The 15,345-nt window shown below is 74.8% G+C and carries 13 protein-coding genes; 8 read left to right on the top strand and 5 right to left on the bottom strand.

Annotated elements, in window-relative coordinates; all coding sequences use genetic code 11:
* The first annotated feature begins 23 nt into the window (after window positions 1-23).
* Genes ABD350_RS36210 through ABD350_RS36200 form a run of 3 tightly spaced genes read left to right on the top strand, consistent with a single transcriptional unit; the run spans window position 24 to window position 2,879 of the window.
* On the top strand, window positions 24-677 hold the full coding sequence (locus tag ABD350_RS36210; protein ID WP_344353411.1) for a helix-turn-helix transcriptional regulator: 654 nt from the start codon (window positions 24-26) through the stop codon (window positions 675-677).
* Between the two features lie 14 nt (window positions 678-691).
* Window positions 692-1,861, top strand: coding sequence for a DSD1 family PLP-dependent enzyme (locus tag ABD350_RS36205; RefSeq protein WP_344353410.1), 1,170 nt, complete (start codon window positions 692-694; stop codon window positions 1,859-1,861).
* Window positions 1,862-1,910: 49 nt separating this feature from the next.
* Window positions 1,911-2,879: a threo-3-hydroxy-L-aspartate ammonia-lyase gene (locus tag ABD350_RS36200; protein ID WP_344353409.1), complete on the top strand. Its 969-nt coding sequence runs from the start codon at window positions 1,911-1,913 to the stop codon at window positions 2,877-2,879.
* Window positions 2,880-3,236: 357 nt separating this feature from the next.
* On the opposite strand, the gene ABD350_RS36195 is transcribed toward ABD350_RS36200, so the two are convergent.
* Together ABD350_RS36195 and ABD350_RS36190 are read right to left on the bottom strand one after the other, a co-directional pair.
* Entirely contained in the window at window positions 3,237-4,334 is a 1,098-nt protein-coding gene (locus ABD350_RS36195) for an enoyl-CoA hydratase/isomerase family protein (RefSeq protein WP_344353408.1), read from the bottom strand.
* A 349-nt stretch (window positions 4,335-4,683) separates the two neighbouring features.
* Window positions 4,684-5,421, bottom strand: coding sequence for an SAM-dependent methyltransferase (locus ABD350_RS36190; RefSeq protein WP_344353406.1), 738 nt, complete (start codon window positions 5,419-5,421; stop codon window positions 4,684-4,686).
* A 298-nt stretch (window positions 5,422-5,719) separates the two neighbouring features.
* Between ABD350_RS36190 and ABD350_RS36185 the strand changes: the two genes are divergently transcribed.
* From ABD350_RS36185 to ABD350_RS36170, 4 genes are read left to right on the top strand one after another with little or no spacing between them, the layout of a single operon-like run.
* Window positions 5,720-6,058: an antibiotic biosynthesis monooxygenase family protein gene (locus ABD350_RS36185; protein WP_344353404.1), complete on the top strand. Its 339-nt coding sequence runs from the start codon at window positions 5,720-5,722 to the stop codon at window positions 6,056-6,058.
* Entirely contained in the window at window positions 6,055-6,942 is an 888-nt protein-coding gene (locus tag ABD350_RS36180; protein ID WP_344353402.1) for an NAD(P)-dependent oxidoreductase, read from the top strand. Before ABD350_RS36185 ends, ABD350_RS36180 begins: the two co-directional genes overlap by 4 nt.
* Window positions 6,939-8,054, top strand: coding sequence for an amidohydrolase family protein (locus ABD350_RS36175; RefSeq protein WP_344353400.1), 1,116 nt, complete (start codon window positions 6,939-6,941; stop codon window positions 8,052-8,054). The genes ABD350_RS36180 and ABD350_RS36175 overlap by 4 nt, the downstream gene beginning before the upstream one ends.
* The gene (locus ABD350_RS36170) at window positions 8,051-9,295 is read left to right on the top strand and encodes a cytochrome P450 family protein (RefSeq protein WP_344353399.1); all 1,245 of its coding nucleotides are present in this window, start codon (window positions 8,051-8,053) and stop codon (window positions 9,293-9,295) included. The genes ABD350_RS36175 and ABD350_RS36170 overlap by 4 nt, the downstream gene beginning before the upstream one ends.
* A gap of 34 nt (window positions 9,296-9,329) precedes the next feature.
* Here ABD350_RS36170 and ABD350_RS36165 read toward each other — a convergent pair whose 3' ends face one another.
* A complete protein-coding gene (locus ABD350_RS36165; protein ID WP_344353398.1) occupies window positions 9,330-11,411 on the bottom strand; it encodes a SpoIIE family protein phosphatase in 2,082 nt (693 codons plus the stop codon).
* A 447-nt stretch (window positions 11,412-11,858) separates the two neighbouring features.
* On the opposite strand from ABD350_RS36165, the gene ABD350_RS36160 reads away from it, so the two are divergent.
* Window positions 11,859-12,914 carry a type I phosphomannose isomerase catalytic subunit gene (locus ABD350_RS36160; protein ID WP_344353397.1) on the top strand — a complete coding sequence of 352 codons (1,056 nt, stop codon included), beginning with the start codon at window positions 11,859-11,861 and terminating at the stop codon, window positions 12,912-12,914.
* A gap of 307 nt (window positions 12,915-13,221) precedes the next feature.
* Here the strand turns inward: ABD350_RS36160 and ABD350_RS36155 are convergent, their stop codons facing one another.
* Together ABD350_RS36155 and ABD350_RS36150 are read right to left on the bottom strand one after the other, a co-directional pair.
* Window positions 13,222-13,623: a tetratricopeptide repeat protein gene (locus tag ABD350_RS36155; protein WP_382466676.1), complete on the bottom strand. Its 402-nt coding sequence runs from the start codon at window positions 13,621-13,623 to the stop codon at window positions 13,222-13,224.
* Between the two features lie 133 nt (window positions 13,624-13,756).
* Entirely contained in the window at window positions 13,757-15,274 is a 1,518-nt protein-coding gene (locus ABD350_RS36150) for a glycoside hydrolase family 43 protein (protein ID WP_382466675.1), read from the bottom strand.
* Between the last annotated feature and the right edge of the window lie 71 nt (window positions 15,275-15,345).

The raw sequence follows: 15,345 nt of genomic DNA, 5'->3' as shown, positions 1-15,345 counted from the left end.
CGAGGTCGGCGGGGGAGGGTCCCATGGACCAGCGGGCGGACGCCACGGGTGAGGACCGCGCGGACGAACACCTCATCCGGGAGGCGGAGAAGATCGCGGTCGCGCTGGGCCGCATGTTCCCCGGCCTGTGCGAGGTCGTGCTGCACGACCTGCGCGACCCGGACCACGCGATCCGCGCCATTGAGAACAACCTGTCTGGCCGTCAGGTCGGGGACCCCGCCACGGAGTTGGGCCTGGCCCGCATCGCCGACCCGGACTACCCCGGCGTCGTGCAGAACTACCCGAACCGGTTCCCCGACGGCCGTCCGGCCAAGAGCACGTCCATCGGCATCAAGAACGCGGCCGGCGAGTACGTCGCCGCCCTGTGCCTGAACCTCGACGTGTCCGTCCTCTCCCCCGTCACCCTCGCCCTGTCGAACCTGGTGGCGACGGACTGCGAGCACCGCGAGCGGCCCCTGGAGACGCTGCGCGACCGCACCGCGCGCGAGCTGCGCGAGGCGGTGGAGGCCCGCGCCGCCGAGCGCGCCGCCACCCCGCGCACGCTGAGCCGGGAGGAGAAGAAGGCGCTGGTACGGCAGTTGCAGCGCGACGGCTACTTCGACTCGCGCGACGCCGCGCAGACCATCGCGGACCTGCTCGGCGTGTCCCGGGCAACGGTCTACAACTACGCGAAGTGAGGGAACGCCCGCCCATGAGTACCGCCTTCTCCCCCGCCGCCGTCCGGACCCTGGCCGGCCCCGACACGCCGTTCGCCGTCGTGGACGCGCACCGGACGCGGCGCAACATCGCCCGCCTGCGGGCCCGGGCGGACCGCCTCGGGGTCGGCCTGCGCCCGCATGTGAAGACGGCCAAGAGCCTGGACGCCGCCGCGCTCCTGCACGACGGCGCGCCCGGCCCGGTCACCGTCTCCACCCTCGCCGAGGCCGAGGCGTTCGCCGACGCGGGCTACCGCGACCTCACCTACGCCGTCGGCGTCGAACCGCGCAAACTCCCGCGTGTGACCGCCCTGGTGCGGCGCGGTGTCACCCTGCGCGTCCTGCTGGACAGCACCGAGCAGGCGGAGTTCGTCGCCGCGGCGGCCCGGGAGGCCGGGATCGCCCTGCCCGCGCTGATCGAGATCGACTGCGACGGCCATCGCGGCGGCCTCAAGCCCGACGCCCCCGGGCTCACCGGGATCGGCCGTATCCTGCATGACGCGGGCTGCCTGGACGGCGTCCTGACGCACGCGGGCGAGTCGTACTCCGCCTTCACCGCCGAGGAGCGGCGCGCGGCGGCACGGAACGAACGCGACGCGGCGGTCACCGCGGCGGAGCGGCTGCGGGCGGCCGGTCTTCCGGTGCGCACCGTCAGCGTGGGCTCCACCCCCACCGCGCACGCCGCCGACGACCTCGCCGGGGTCACCGAACTGCGCGCCGGGAACTACGTGTTCTTCGACCTGGTGATGGCCGGCCTCGGTGTCTGCGCGCTGGACGACCTCGCCCTGTCGGTGGTGGTCACCGTCATCGGGCACCGCCCGGAGTACGGGTGGATCGTCACCGACGGCGGCTGGATGGCCCTCTCCCGCGACCGCGGCACCGCCGGCCAGCCACAGGACCAGGGCTACGGCCTGGTCACCGACCTGTCCGGCACCCTGATCCCGGGCCTGGTCATGACCGCCGCCAGCCAGGAGCACGGCACCCTCACCGCCCGGGACGGCGCGGCCCTGCCCGAGCTGCCCATCGGCACCCGGCTGCGCGTCCTGCCCAACCACGCCTGCGCCACGGCCGCCCAGCACCACGGCTACCACGTCGTCGACAGCGGCCGCGACACGTCGGCGTCCCCCGCGATCGAGGCGTACTGGCCCCGCGTCTCCGGCTGGTGACCGCCTCTCCCTCTCCCTCTTCCCGTCCCGTCGCCCGAAGGACCAGCCCATGGCCGACGCACCGCCCATCACGCTCGCCGACGTCCGCGAGGCCGCCGCCCGCCTCAAGGGCGTCGCCCACCGCACCCCCGTCCTCACCTCCCGCACCCTGAACTCCCTGGTGGGAGCGGAGGTGTTCATCAAGGCCGAGAACTTCCAGCGGATCGGCGCCTTCAAGTTCCGCGGCGCCTACAACGCCATCGCCCAACTCCCCCCGGAGCAGCTGGCGAAGGGCATCGCGGCCTACTCCTCCGGCAACCACGCCCAGGCCGCCGCGCTCGCCGCCCGCGAACTGGGCACCCGCGCGGTCATCCTGATGCCCGAGGACGCTCCCCGCTCCAAGCGGGAGGCGACCGCCGGGTACGGGGCGGAGGTCGTCACCTACGACCGCTACACCGAGGACCGCACCGCGCTCGGCCACGCCCTGGCCGAGGAGCGTGGTCTGGCGCTGATCCCGCCCTACGACCACCCGCACGTCATGGCCGGACAGGGCACCGCCGCCCTGGAACTCCTGGAGGAGACGGGCCCGTTGGACGCGCTGGTGGTGCCGGTGGGCGGCGGCGGCCTCATCGCCGGATGCGCCACCGCCGCCACCGCGCTGCACCCCGGTATCCGGGTCGTCGGCGTCGAGCCGGAGGCGGGCGACGACACCAGGCGTTCCCTGGCGGCCGGTGCGCGCGTCACCGTCCCGGTGCCCCGCACCATCGCCGACGGGCAGGCGCTGCCCACCCCGGGCGAGCTCACCTTCCCGGTCAACCAGCGGCTGGTCGACTCCATCGCCCTGGTCGGCGACGACGAGATCGTCACCGCGATGCGGTTCGCCTTCGAACGGCTGAAGATCGTCCTGGAACCGAGCGGTGCCACGGCGCTGGCCGCGCTGCTGGCCGGCCACGTGGACCGCCTCCCGCGGCGGATCGGCGTCATCGCCTCCGGCGGCAACATCGACGCCGGCCGCTTCACCGCCCTCGTCGGCGGCTGACGCCCCGCCGGCCGCGGCTCGGACCGCCACACCGGGTACGCGCCACCGGTGAGGCCGACACGAGTGTGGTGCCCGGCGCCCAGGAGGCGGCCGGCTCGGGCACCACGGCCCGCCGAGTCCGCGCGCCGGGGGCTCGGCGTACCGGGGGCTCGGCGTACCGGGGGCTCGGCGTGCCAGGGCCTCGGCGCACCGGGGGCTCGGCGTGCCGGGGGCTTGGCGCACCGGGGCGGTGGCGGACTCGGCGGTGTCGCCGCCGTCCCGTCGCCTCGCCCGTCCCGCCGTCCTGCCTGTCCTGCCCGTCCCGCCGGACGCCCGTCCGCCGGGCGCGGCCCGGCCGCCGGGGTGCTCAGCGCCCGCTCAGCGCCGGTCCTCCTCGGCTCCGGCGCCCCCGAGCCCCAGCTCGCGGTCGCCGAGCGGGGCGAAGAAGCGTTCCACGTCGACGTCGGTGACCTCGGCGAGGGTCGCGGGGGACCAGCGCGGACGGCGGTCCTTGTCGACGATCTGCGCCCGGATGCCCTCGACGAGGTCGGGGCTGCCCAGGGCGGCGCAGGAGACGCGGTACTCCTGGTCGAGGACCCGCTCCAGCGAGCCGAGGCGCCGGGCGCGGCGGATCGCGGCCAGGGTGACCTTCAGCGAAGTGGGCGACTTGGCGAGCAGGGTCTCGGCCGCCTCCTTCGCCTCCGGGTCGCCGTGGGCGGACAGCCGTCCGACGATCTCCTCGACCGTGCCGGCGGCGTAGCAGGCGTCGATCCAGGTGCGCTGATCGGCCAACGGCGCACGCGGCGGCCGCTGTTCGTGGCGGGCCAGGGCGTCGGCCACGGGGCGGGCGGCGAGGTCCGCCACGAAGGAGGGGAGGGACTCGGACGGCAGAAAGTGGTCGGCGAGCCCGGAGAGCAGGGCGTCCCCGGCACCGACAGGGATGCCCGTCAGCGCGAGGTGGGTGCCCAGTTCGCCGGGGGCGCGGCCGAGCAGGTGGGTGCCGCCGACGTCGGGGACGAAACCGATGCCGGTCTCGGGCATGGCGATGCGGGAGCGTTCGGTGACGACGCGGACGCGGCCGTGCGCGGAGACACCGACTCCGCCGCCCATGACGATGCCGTCCATGACGGCGACGTACGGCTTGGGGTAGCGGGCGATGCGGGCGTTGAGGCGGTACTCGTCGCGCCAGAACGCGGCGGAGGCGGCGCCGTCGCCGTCGCGGGCGTCGTCGTGGATGGCGCGGATGTCGCCGCCCGCGCACAAGCCGCGCTCCCCCGCGCCGGTGATGACGACGGTCCGCACGGCCGGGTCGTGTTCCCAGGCGGTCAGGGCCTCGTCGATCCGGCGGACCATGACATGGTTCAGGGCGTTGAGTGCCCCCGGCCGGTTGAGCGTGAGGTACGCGGCGCGCCCTTCCGTGCGCAGCAGGACGGGTTCGGGGGTTTCGGGCGCGTCGGTCCGCGCGCTGCCGGTCATCCGGAGGCCTCCATCGGACCACCGGCCACGATGACACGCATAGCTCGTCGCTTCCTTCCGGGTCGGGTGCACCCACGGTCGCGAACGATCTTCTCAAGAGGGTGACGCAGACCCTCCTGCCGGGGTCGCGCAGTCAGCGGCGAGTGGCGGCGCGCCACCTCCGGCGACCTCACCAGCGCCTTCCGCTTCCGGGCCGCCCGCACGCGCGGGCCGCCTCCGTGTGTGCGAGGCCGGTGATCCGGTCGTACCGGCGCGCGGGCCCGGGACGTGCGCGCCGGGTCCGCGCGCCTCGCCGCTCGCCCGCCGCGCGGTGAACGAGCCAGTGCGGGGCCGCGCCGGCGTCGGTGGGTCAGGGCGTTGTCGGCCTCAGCACGAGGCAGACGAAGCCGAAGGCGTCCCGGTAGACGCGCAGCCACTCGTCGCGGTGGGCCGTGGCCGTCGCGAGCGCCTCGGTGCTGTCGGGGTGGCCGGGGTGGTCCAGCGCCCAGGAGGCGAGCGACCCCGTCCAGGCCCACTCGTAGTCGTCCAGTTCCCGGCGGGTGCTGACGTGCCCGTGGACCGGTGTCCAGCCGTCCGCGGCGACCCGGTCCAGCGTGCTCGGCAGGTCGTCGAGGTCACCGAGCAGCGCGACGGCCTCCGCGGCGGGCTCGCGCTCCCAGAACCCTTCCCCGACCAGTACGCGTCCGCCGGGCGCGAGGTGCCGGCGTGCCGCCGCCAACGTCGCGGGCAGGCCGCCGAACGCGTGCGTGGCCCCCACGCACAGCACCAGGTCGAAGGCGTGCGGGGCGGTGAACCCGGCGGCGTCCTCGCGGTGGAGGACCAGGCGGTCCTCGACACCGAGCCGGCGCGCGGCCCGGCGGGCGTCCTCCAGCGCGCGCTCGGAGAGGTCGACGCCCTCGCCACGCAGTTCCGGACGCGCGGTCAGGGCCCGCAGCAGCCACTCCCCGCCGCCGCAGCCGAGGTCGAGCACGCGCCCGTCGGCGCGCGGCAGGGCCCGCTCCAGCAGCCCGCGCACGGCGTCGTCGTCGAGCGGCGCGGCTATCGGATGATCCGCGTGAGCGCGCCTGGAGATCTCCTCACGGTCCATCGGCGGAGCCTGACACGTCCGGCGGCACCCGCGCACCCGGATTTCCGCGGGGCGGCGCGCCCGGGGCGGGCCGAAACCCTCCGCCACCCGAAAGGGGCACGCGCCGGGCCTCGTCCGGCGCGGGCCCGGGACGACCGCCGCCGGACCCGGGACCGGCCCCCCCGCTCACCCGAAACGACTAATGACGCAGCGTGCACCCCTTGTGCCCACTGGGCCCTCCCCCGTTCGGAGTTGCGGCCGTACGGGCGACATGAGTCCGTGGGAGTCGTGTCCCACCGGATCTCACTCAGGAGGAGACATGGGCACCAACCACCAGGGCCGACCGGCCGACACGCTGGGCGTCGTCTTCGCGGTCCGCGTCATCGAGGGCCGGGAACAAGGCTTCCTGGACCTGTACGAACAGCTCCGGAAGTCCGTGGCCGGCACCCCCGGCCACATCGTGGAAAGGCTCGGCCGGCCCGCCGACGACTCCCGTCAGTGGGTGATCACCAGCGAGTGGCAGTCGGCCGAGCAGTTCTTCGCCTGGCAGCAGAGCGAGGAGCACCGTGAACTGGTCGCGCCGCTGCGCGAGTTCGTCGACCAGCGGCAGTCACTGCGCTACCGGGTCGTCAAGGAGACGCGGGGGGTGGCGTCGTGACGCGTACCGCCCACGGCCCCGTCGCCGTGCTCGGTCTCGGCGCGATGGGCGCCGGGCTGGCCCATCGCCTGCTCGACCAGGGCATACCGGTCCGGGTCTGGAACCGTACCCCGGACCGGACCGCGCCGCTCGCCCAGGCCGGCGCGCACGTCGCCGCCCACCCCGCCGAAGCGGTCGCGGGGACCAGCGCCGCCATCTGCGTCGTGGCCGACGGCGAGGCCCTCGGCACCGTACTGCGCGGACCGGACGGCGTGCTGGCCCACGGCCCCTACCCGGGCACGCTGCTGTGCGCCAGCACCGTGGCCCCCGAGGAGATCGTCCAGATCGCCGGGGACCTGCCCTCCGCGCTGGACGTGGGCATGCTCGGCAACCGCGACCACGCCCGCGACGGCGAGCTGCGGTTGTTCGTCGGCGGTCCGCGGGAGGCGTTCGCCGCCGCCGGTCCGCTGCTGCGGGCGCTGGGCAAGGACGTCGTCCATCTGGGCGCACTCGGTTCCGGCATGCGGATGAAACTGCTCCTCAACCTGCTGATGGGGATCGAGGTGCAGGCGCTGGCCGAGGCCACCGAACTGGCGGAGGCCTGCGGACTGGACCGGCAGCTGGTCCTGAAGACCGTCGCGGGCAGCGGTTTCGCCTCGCCGGTCATGGCGTTCAAGTCGCGGCGGCTGGCGGCGGGCCGCTTCGACGAGCCGGACTTCCGGCTGCGGCTGATGGCGAAAGACCTCATGCTCGCTACCAAGCAGGCGGCAGCCGCCGGCCTGAGCCTGCCGCTGGCGACCGCCGCGGCGGAGACCCACGTCCGCGCCACCGAGCAGGGACTGGGCGACCAGGACTGTGCCGCGATCACCCGCGCACTGAGACCGAAACCGGGAACCGACACGTGATCATCGACATCCACGGGCACCTGTCCCCACCGGAAGCCGCCGCGCGCTTCCCCATGCCCCCGGCCCTGACCGACGTCGACGGCATGCTCGCCGCCCGCGCCGAGGCCGGGATCGACCTGACCATCATCGGCAGTCCCGTCGGAGCCGGGGCGATGGCACGGGTGCCCGGCGTGGACAACTACGCGCAGCCACGTGACCGGCTGCGTGCCTTCCACGCCTGGATGTCGGGCCTGATCCGCCGGTTCCCGGACCAGTTGCGCGGCTATGTGTACGCCAACCCGTTCGGGGACGACGATCATCTGGAAGGGGTGCGGGAGACCCTGGCGGACCCCGCGTTCGTCGGCCTGATCACCACCTCCAGTGTCCACGGGGAGCTGCTCGGCTCGCCCCGCGCGGACCCGTTCTTCGCGCTGGCCGCGGAGGCGGGGGTGCCGGTGCTGGTGCACGCCCCGGCGGAACCGGCCGGCACCGAACGGGTCGAGCAGACACCCTTCGTCGAGCAGATCGGCCGCTTCGGCGACGTCACCCTGGGCATGGCGATGATCGCGTTCGCCGGATGGCTGGACAAGTACCCCGGTCTGCGGCTGATCGGCGCGACCGGCGGCGGCGCGCTGGCACTGCTGCCCGAGCGCCTGGGGACCGCGGCGCGCCCCCGGCACTGGGCCGGGGGCGCGCCCCCCGCCGGCCGGTCCGGAGCGCCCAAGGCCCCTGGTGCCGCAGGTGCTTCCGGCGCCCCCGGTGCCGCGAACGCGCCCCACACACCCGGCGCACCCGGCGCGTCCGGTCCGCGCCGAGCGCCCGCCGCTCCCCCGGCGTCCGCGTCCGCGCCCGCCTCAGCCTCCGCCCCCACCCTCACCCCGTCTCCGGACCCCGCCGCCGCCCTGCGGCGCATGTACGTCGACACCAGTCCGTTCAGCGCGGCGCACCTGAGCCTGAACGCGGAGGTGCTGGGGCCGGAGCGGATGCTGTTCGGCACCGACTCGCCGCCGATGGCCGCGCCGCTGGAGGACTTCGTCCACATGATCGAGAAGCTGCCGCTCGACAAGGCGTCCCAGCAGCTCGTCCTCGGCGGAAACGCCCAAGCCCTCTTCGACCTCAGGAGCCGTCCGTGACCACCACGCAGGAGGCCGTCACCGCGGCCGAGCGGTGCACCCCCGAGTTCCGCCGCGATCCGCACGCCGTGTACGCCCGGCTGCGCGCCGAGGCGCCGGTCTGCCCGATGACACCGCCGCACGGCAACGAGACGTATCTGATCACCCGGTACGAGGACGCGCGGGCCGCGCTGTCGGATCCGCGGCTGAGCAAGGACATGTACGGGGCCATGGACGCCTACCGGAGGATCTTCGGGGACTCGTCCATCGCGCTGGACGACAACATGCTCAACTCCGACGCGCCCAAGCACACCCGGCTGCGCAGGCTGGTGAACTCGGCTTTCACCCCGCGGCGGGTGCAGGCGCTGCGGCCGCGCATCGAGGAGATCGTCCGCGAGCTGCTCGACGCGTGCCCGCCCGGGGAGGCCGTCGATCTGCTGCCCGCGTTCGCGTTCCCGCTGCCGATCACCGTGATCTGCGACCTGCTCGGCGTGCCGGCCGAGGACCGGTCGCGGATGCAGCGGTTGTCCACCACGGTGGCGCAGACCGGTTTCGGCGAGGAGTTCAAGCGGGCCCAGCAGCAGGCGGAGGAGGACCTGCACGGGTACTTCACCGAGCTGATCGCCGCGAAGCGGAAACGCCCGGGTGACGACCTGCTGAGCGCGCTCATCGCGGTGCGGGACGGCGCGGACGGCTCGCTCACCCGGAACGAACTGGTCTCCACGGCCTTCCTGCTGATGTTCGCGGGCCACAAGACGACCGCGTACCTCATCGGCAACGCCGTGCACCATCTGCTGTGCCACCCCGCGCAGTGGGCCGCCGTACGGGAGAACCCGGAGCTGATCCGCGCGGCGGTCGAGGAACTGGTGCGCTACGACGGCTCGGTGGAGACCGCGACGTTCCGCTACGCGACCGAGGACGTGGAGTACGGCGGGACCCTGATCCCCAAGGGCGCCCTGGTCCAGATCGCGCTCAGCTCGGCCAACCGCGACCCGGCCAAGTTCGACTCCCCCGACGAGCTGAACGTGCGGCGGCCCGGCAACGCGCAGGACGCCCATCTCGGCTTCGGACACGGCGGTCACTACTGCCTGGGCGCCCCGCTGGCCCGGCTGGAGACGCAGCTGGCCCTGACGCTGCTGTTCGACCGGTTCCCCCGGGTGGCCCTGGCCGACCCGGCCGCCGGGCCACGGTGGCTGGAGGTGCCGTTCCCCGCCTTCCGCGGCCTGGCGGAACTGCCGGTCGTCCTGGACCCCGCCGGGTAAGGGCACCGGAAACCGGCCGACGGCGCCGAGGCCCTCAGGCGGGTGCGAGGGGCTGCGCGCAGGCGATCAGGAGGGCCACGTCGTCGGGGTCGGCCGGGTGCCGCAGCAGGCGCAGGAGCCGGTCGCAGGTCTCCTCCGTGGACCGGTCCGGCAGGGCCAGGAGACGCAGCAGGGCCGCCAGGCGCTCGTCGATGGCGTCGTCGCGGGTCTCCACCAGCCCGTCGGTGTAGAGCACGAGGCGGTCGCCGGGCTTCAGGTCGACGGTGGTGCTCTCGAAGGGGACGCCGCCGACCCCGAGCGGCGTGCCGGTGGGCAGGTCCAGCAGCCGCGGCTGCTCGCCGGTGCGCACCAGGGCCGGGGGCAGATGACCGGCGGACGCCACGTGCAGCCGGGCGCGGTGGGGGTCGTAGACCGCGTACACACAGGTGGCGATGTACGGGTCCAGCTCGCGGGTGATCTTGTCGAGGTGGGTGAGGATCCGTGCCGGGTCGAGGTCGAGGTCGGCCAGGGTGGCGGTCGCGGTGCGCAGCCGGCCCATGGTGGTGGCGGCCGGGATGCCGTTGCCCATGACGTCGCCCACCGCGAGGGCCGTGCGGTCGCCGTCGAGCGGGATCACGTCGTACCAGTCGCCGCCCACCTCGTCGCGGGCCTGGGCGGGGCGGTAGCGGACGGCGACCTCCAGGCCGGGGCGCCGGGGCGGGGGCTGCGGCAGGAGGCTGCGCTGGAGGGTCTCGGCGGCGCTGCGGATGTGCTGGTGCAGCACCGCGTTGTCGATGCTCAGCGCGGCGGAGGAGGCCAGTTCGCAGGCGAGGGTGAGGTCGTCCTCGTCGAACGGCAGCGGGTTGCGGGCCCGGGCCAGGCCCATGACGCCGATGATCTTCTCGCGGGCGATGAGCGGGACGGTCATGTCGGTGTGGACACCGGCCCGGGCGAACAGCGAGGCGGCCTCGGGGTCGGCGGCGATACGGGAGTGGTCGCCCCCGCCCAGGTGGGTGATCAGCAGGGGGCGGCGGCTGCGGATGCAGTGCGAGGCGGGGTGGTCGGCGTGGTAGGTGGTGAGGCGGCCGGGCGGCACCATGGCCCGGCCGGCGTCGGTGGGGTAGGCGGTCTTCACCGCCACGACGCGGAACAGCGCCGGGCCGTCGCCGAGGTCCGTACGGCCGGTCTCCAGGACCGAGTCGAGGAGGTCCACCGAGACCATGTCGGCCAGGCCGGGCACCAGGACGTCGGCCAGTTCCCGCGCGGTGCGGTCCACCTCCAGGGTGGTGCCGATCCGCGCCGAGCCGTCGGCGATGAGGCGCAGCCGCCGCTGGGCCTGGTCGGCCTTGCGCGCCGCCCGGTACCGGTCGGTGACGTCGACCACCACGTTCGCGATGCCGAGGACCCGGCCGCGGTGGTCCTCCAGCCGGTAGACGGACACCGCCCAGGCGTGGTCCTGCTCCGGGTCGGCGGGCGTACGGCCCACCACCTGCTCCTCCACCACGGGGGTACCGGTGTCCAGGACCCGCCGCATGAGGGCCTCGGCACCGTCGAAGGCCGGGTCGGACAGGATCTCGCGGAACCCGCGGCCGACGTGGTCGGCCGCGGGCACGCCGTGAATGGCCGCCAGGGCGGGGTTGACGGCCAGATAGCGCAGCTCGGCGTCCATGACGGCCAGCCCGATCGGCGCCTGGCTGACCAGCCGGTTGGACAGGGCCAGCTTGCGTTCCATCTGCCGCAGCGCGACACGGTCGACGGCCAGCCCGAGGGCGTAGTGGTCCCCGAGGCTGTCCGTCAGCCGGACGTTGCGGAATTCGACCATCCGGGTGCTGCCGTCCTTGTGCCGGACGGGAAAGGCCCCCGCCCAGCGCCGGCCGGTCCGCATCACCTCGGCGAACAGGGTGATGGCCGCGTCCTGGTGCTCGGGGTGGAGGAGCAGCGGTGCCGCGTACTGCCCGACCGCCTCGCCGCCGGTGTAGCCGAACAGCTCCTCGGCCTGGGGGCTCCACATGTCGATCTTGCCGTCGGCCTCCAGCAGCACCGCGGCGACGCCCAGCAGGTCCAGCAGCCCGCTGGGATCGGCCGCGGCGCCCGCCAGCGGATCGGCCTGCTCCGGGCGCCGCTTTGCTCGTCTCATCGAAACGCGCTCCTTCCCTCGGCCGCACCAACGGCACCACCGGTACCACCGGTGCGGCCTGCTCGCCCCCGCGGACCGGGCAAGACGGTCTTCCCCGCGGATCGGCAGCCCTCTCCACGATGCGGCACGGCGCCGGGGACGGCCACGGCGGCGGGCGGGAACCCCCACCGCGGCGCGCCGGGGGCTACACCGCGGAGGGACCCGCGCGGCACCGCGCGGACGTGGTCCACCGCGCGGCCGTGGTCGAGACCGCCCGCCGCCTCGCCGAAACGAACCGCGACCGGCCTACCAGGGGTGACGCCCCGAGCCCCGTGTGTCCGCGCCGCCCAGGGCCGTGTATCGCCCCGCCGGCGAATGCCCCGTGACCGGCCTTCGTCCCGTTTTGCGCCCAAGGGCGGCGGGAACCCCGGAGCGGACGACGCCGGACCGACACGGGGAGGGGAGCCCATGGACTGGTACCCGTTGCGCCTGACCACGCCGGTCAAGCAGCACGTCTTCGGCGGGCGCGTGCTGGCCGACCGGTGGGGCCGCGCGGGACTGCCGGACGGCCCGGTCGCCGAGACCTGGGAGGTCAGCGACGTGGACGGCGAGGGCGCGGTGGTGACCGGGGGCCCGCTGGCCGGACGCGCGCTGCGCGATCTGGTGCGGGAGCACCCCGAGGAGCTGCTCGGACGCGGCCCGCACGGCGGGCGCTTCCCGGTGCTGACGAAATTCATCGACGCCACCGGACCGCTGCCGGTCCATCTGCACGCCGACGACGAGACCGCCCGCCGTATCGAGGGCGAGCCCAACGGCAAGACCGAGGCGTGGCACATCCTGGAAGCGGCCCCCGGGGCCACCGCCCTGGCCGGTGTCCGGCGCGGGGTGGACCGCGACCGGCTCCACCGGGCGCTGCTGGCACAGGACTTCGACGCCGTCCTGCGCCGCCTGCCTGTGCGCGCCGGGCAGACCCTCTACGTCCCCGGCGGCACCCTGCACAGCTTCGGCCCCGGCACACTCGTCTACGAGATCGAGCAGACCTCCGACACCCAGCAGCACGCCATGCGCCACCGGATGGAGGACGGCGCCCCGATCCCCGACCGGGAGTGGCACGCCGCCATCGAACGGCTCCTGGAGGAGTGGCGGCCCGAGCCGCGCCCCGACTTCCACTCCGGTCTGAGCGTGCCGGTGGACGACGGCGTGGAACGGACCGTGCTGTGCGCCGGGCCCTACTTCGCGCTGGAGCGGTGGCGGGCCGGCACCGCGGCCCCGCTGGTGCACGAGTTCTCCACGGCGATGGTCCTGAGCAACGCCGGGGCGCCCGTCACCGTGACCACGCCGGGGGGACGGGAGCGGCTGGGCCGGGCCGAGAGCCTGCTGCTGCCGGCCGCGCTGGGCCGGCTGCGAATCGAGGGCCCGGCCGACGTCCTGCTCGGCTACGTCCCCGATCTCCCCACCGACATCCGCGCGCCCCTGCTCGCCGCGGGCCACGGCCCGGCCGCGATCACCGCGCTCGGCGCCTGAGGGGAACCGCCGGCCGGGACGGCCGCATCGGATCGCCGCGGGAAAGCGGGGCCGGGCGCGGGCGGCGCACCGCCCGCGCCCTCGCACCCCGCACCCCCGCTCTGGCCGACTCCTCGCTCCGGCCGACTCAGCACCCCCGGCATCGCCCCCGGTGCTCCGCTCCGCCGACTCCCCGCGCCGCCTGCCCCCGCGGCCCGCGCCGCCGACTCCCGCACCACCGCCCCCTGGCGCCCCGCTCCGCCGACCCCGCGTCACCGCCCCCGGCGCCCGCCGGCGCCCCGCCCCGCCGTAGCCCCGGCGGTGCTCGTCAGTCGTCGGCGGGGGTCTCGCCGGCGAAGGCCGCGGCCATGCGCAGCCAGGGCGTGGCCTCCTCGTGGCGGCCCTGCCGCTCCAGGGTGCGGCCCAGCATCAGATGGGCGTAGTGCTCCACCGGGTCCCGGTCGATGATCAGCCGCAGCTGCTCCTCGGCCCGCCGCAGCTGGGCCGAGTGGTAGTAGGCGCGGGCCAGCAGCAGCCGGGGCGCGGTCTGCTCGGGGGCCTCCTCGACCACGGCGGGGAGCAGCTTGGCCGCCCCGGCGTAGTCCTTGGCGTCGAACAGCAGCCGGGCGCGCTCCCAGCGCTCGGCCGTGGTCTCCTCGTGCGGGACGCCGGGGCCGTTGTCGAACAGGTGCAGGGCACTCGCCCAGCGGTCCGGCGCGACCCCGCCCATCGCCGAGTAGTCCTGGAAGGTGTCGCTCACGGGTCCTCACCTCTGCGGTACGCGATCGGTAGTTGATTCATCAACCACTCGGCCCCAACCCGTGCCGGTCCGCCGGTATTCCCGGTGTTCCGGGCGCCTCGGTTCAGTCCCCGTACGGCTCGTAGTCGAACCAGTCGAAGCGCGCGGCTCCCGTCGCGGCGTACAGGCCGATCACGCGGCCGGTGAAGCCGCCGGCGACCTCCGTGGACAGGTACCGGCCGTCGAGCCTGGCGAGTTCGGTGAACGTGCCGTCCGCCTCCCACACGCCGAGTGCGACGGTGTCCGGTCCCTCGCGCGGGTCGGTGCCCCCCTGCGCGGGGGTCGTCTCCACGCCGAGCACCACCGGGCCGCCGGTCGACGGGCGGGAGGCCACCACCGACCGCAGCGGGCCGATCCGGGCGATCACCCGCACCTCGCCCGCCGTGGCCTCGATCCCGTAGTGGTGCCGCTCGTCCAGGCGGACGGCCAGGCCGCCGCTCCCCTCCGCCGGGTCGACGAGGGTCCGCGCGCGGCAGGACAGGTGCTGCTGGCGGCGGCCGACGAAGGTGACGTCGGTGTCGTCCAGCGAGGCCCCGCGGGCGCGCAGGCTCAGCCAGCCGGCGCGTTCCTTCGTGGTGCAGTCCTCCTCGCGCCGCGAGCGCGGCGAGATCCAGCCCGGGGCGAGGCCGCCGCCGTCGAAGTCGTCCCGGACCGACGCCGGGGCGGGACGGCCAAGCGGCCACGGGGGCTGGAGGGGGGCGGAGGGCACCTCGCCGACGACCGGCCAGCCGTCGACCCAGGTCACCGGGGCCAGGAACGTCTCCCGGCCCAGCACGTGCCAGCCGGGTGACCCGCCGCGCGGCCTGACCCCGAGGAACACCATCCACCACGAGCCGTCGGGTCCCTGGACCAGGTCACCGTGGCCGGTGTTCTGCACGGGGTGGTCGGTGCCGCGATGGGTCAGGACGGGATTGGCCGGGCAGGGCTCGAACGGACCGTCGGGGGTGCGGCCACGGGCGACCGAGACGGCGTGGCACCGCTCGGTGCCGCCCTCGGCGATGAGCAGATACCAGTACTCGCCGATGCGGTACAGGTGCGGGGCCTCCGGGGCCTTGGCGCCGGGAGTCCCGGACCACACGCGCCGCGGCTCACCGAGGGTCTCCCCGGTGTGCGGGTCGATGCGGACCTGGCTGACTCCCGCCACGGTGCACCAGCAGGTGCCGTCGTCGTCCCAGGCGAGGTCCGGGTCGATGCCCCGCACCCCGGGCAGCCGGACCGGATCGGACCAGGGGCCGGCCGGGTCGGTGGCGGTGAACAGGAGGTTGCCGTCGCCGCTGACGTTCGTGACGATCAGCCAGAAGCGGCCGTCGTGATAGCGCAGGGTGGGGGCGTACAGGCCACCGGACGAGGGGCTGCCGGGCGGCAGCCGCAGCTGCTCCGGCCGGTCCAGGGCGTTGCCGATCTGGGTCCAGTGCACCAGGTCGCGGCTGTGGAAGACGGGGATGCCGGGAAAGTACTCGAAGCTGGAGCAGGCGAGGTAGTAGTCCTCCCCGGCCCGGCAGACGCTCGGATCGGGGTGGAATCCCGGGATCACGGGGTCGCTGAGGCTGATGCCGCTCTCGGGCGCGCTCGGCACATCGATTCCTCTCCGGGGTGACCCGCGCCTGGGCGAGCGAAAGTTTCGCTTGAACGTTCGAATGATGCCCGGTGAGG

It is taken from the genome of Streptomyces nogalater, assembly GCF_039532885.1.
Classification (GTDB): Bacteria; Actinomycetota; Actinomycetes; order Streptomycetales; family Streptomycetaceae; genus Streptomyces; species Streptomyces nogalater.
This window is presented reverse-complemented; position numbering and strand designations above follow the sequence as displayed.

Excerpts from the sequence above, each read along its gene's own strand:
- ABD350_RS36160 (WP_344353397.1), top strand. The coding sequence starts at position 11,859 with ATGGACTGGTACCCGTTGCGCCTGACCACGCCGGTCAAGCAGCACGTC.
- ABD350_RS36205 (WP_344353410.1), top strand. The coding sequence starts at position 692 with ATGAGTACCGCCTTCTCCCCCGCCGCCGTCCGGACCCTGGCCGGCCCC.
- ABD350_RS36200 (WP_344353409.1), top strand. The coding sequence starts at position 1,911 with ATGGCCGACGCACCGCCCATCACGCTCGCCGACGTCCGCGAGGCCGCC.
- ABD350_RS36210 (WP_344353411.1), top strand. The coding sequence starts at position 24 with ATGGACCAGCGGGCGGACGCCACGGGTGAGGACCGCGCGGACGAACAC.
- ABD350_RS36185 (WP_344353404.1), top strand. The coding sequence starts at position 5,720 with ATGGGCACCAACCACCAGGGCCGACCGGCCGACACGCTGGGCGTCGTC.
- ABD350_RS36195 (WP_344353408.1), bottom strand. The coding sequence starts at position 4,334 with ATGACCGGCAGCGCGCGGACCGACGCGCCCGAAACCCCCGAACCCGTC.
- ABD350_RS36155 (WP_382466676.1), bottom strand. The coding sequence starts at position 13,623 with ATGGGCGGGGTCGCGCCGGACCGCTGGGCGAGTGCCCTGCACCTGTTC.
- ABD350_RS36165 (WP_344353398.1), bottom strand. The coding sequence starts at position 11,411 with ATGAGACGAGCAAAGCGGCGCCCGGAGCAGGCCGATCCGCTGGCGGGC.
- ABD350_RS36190 (WP_344353406.1), bottom strand. The coding sequence starts at position 5,421 with ATGGACCGTGAGGAGATCTCCAGGCGCGCTCACGCGGATCATCCGATA.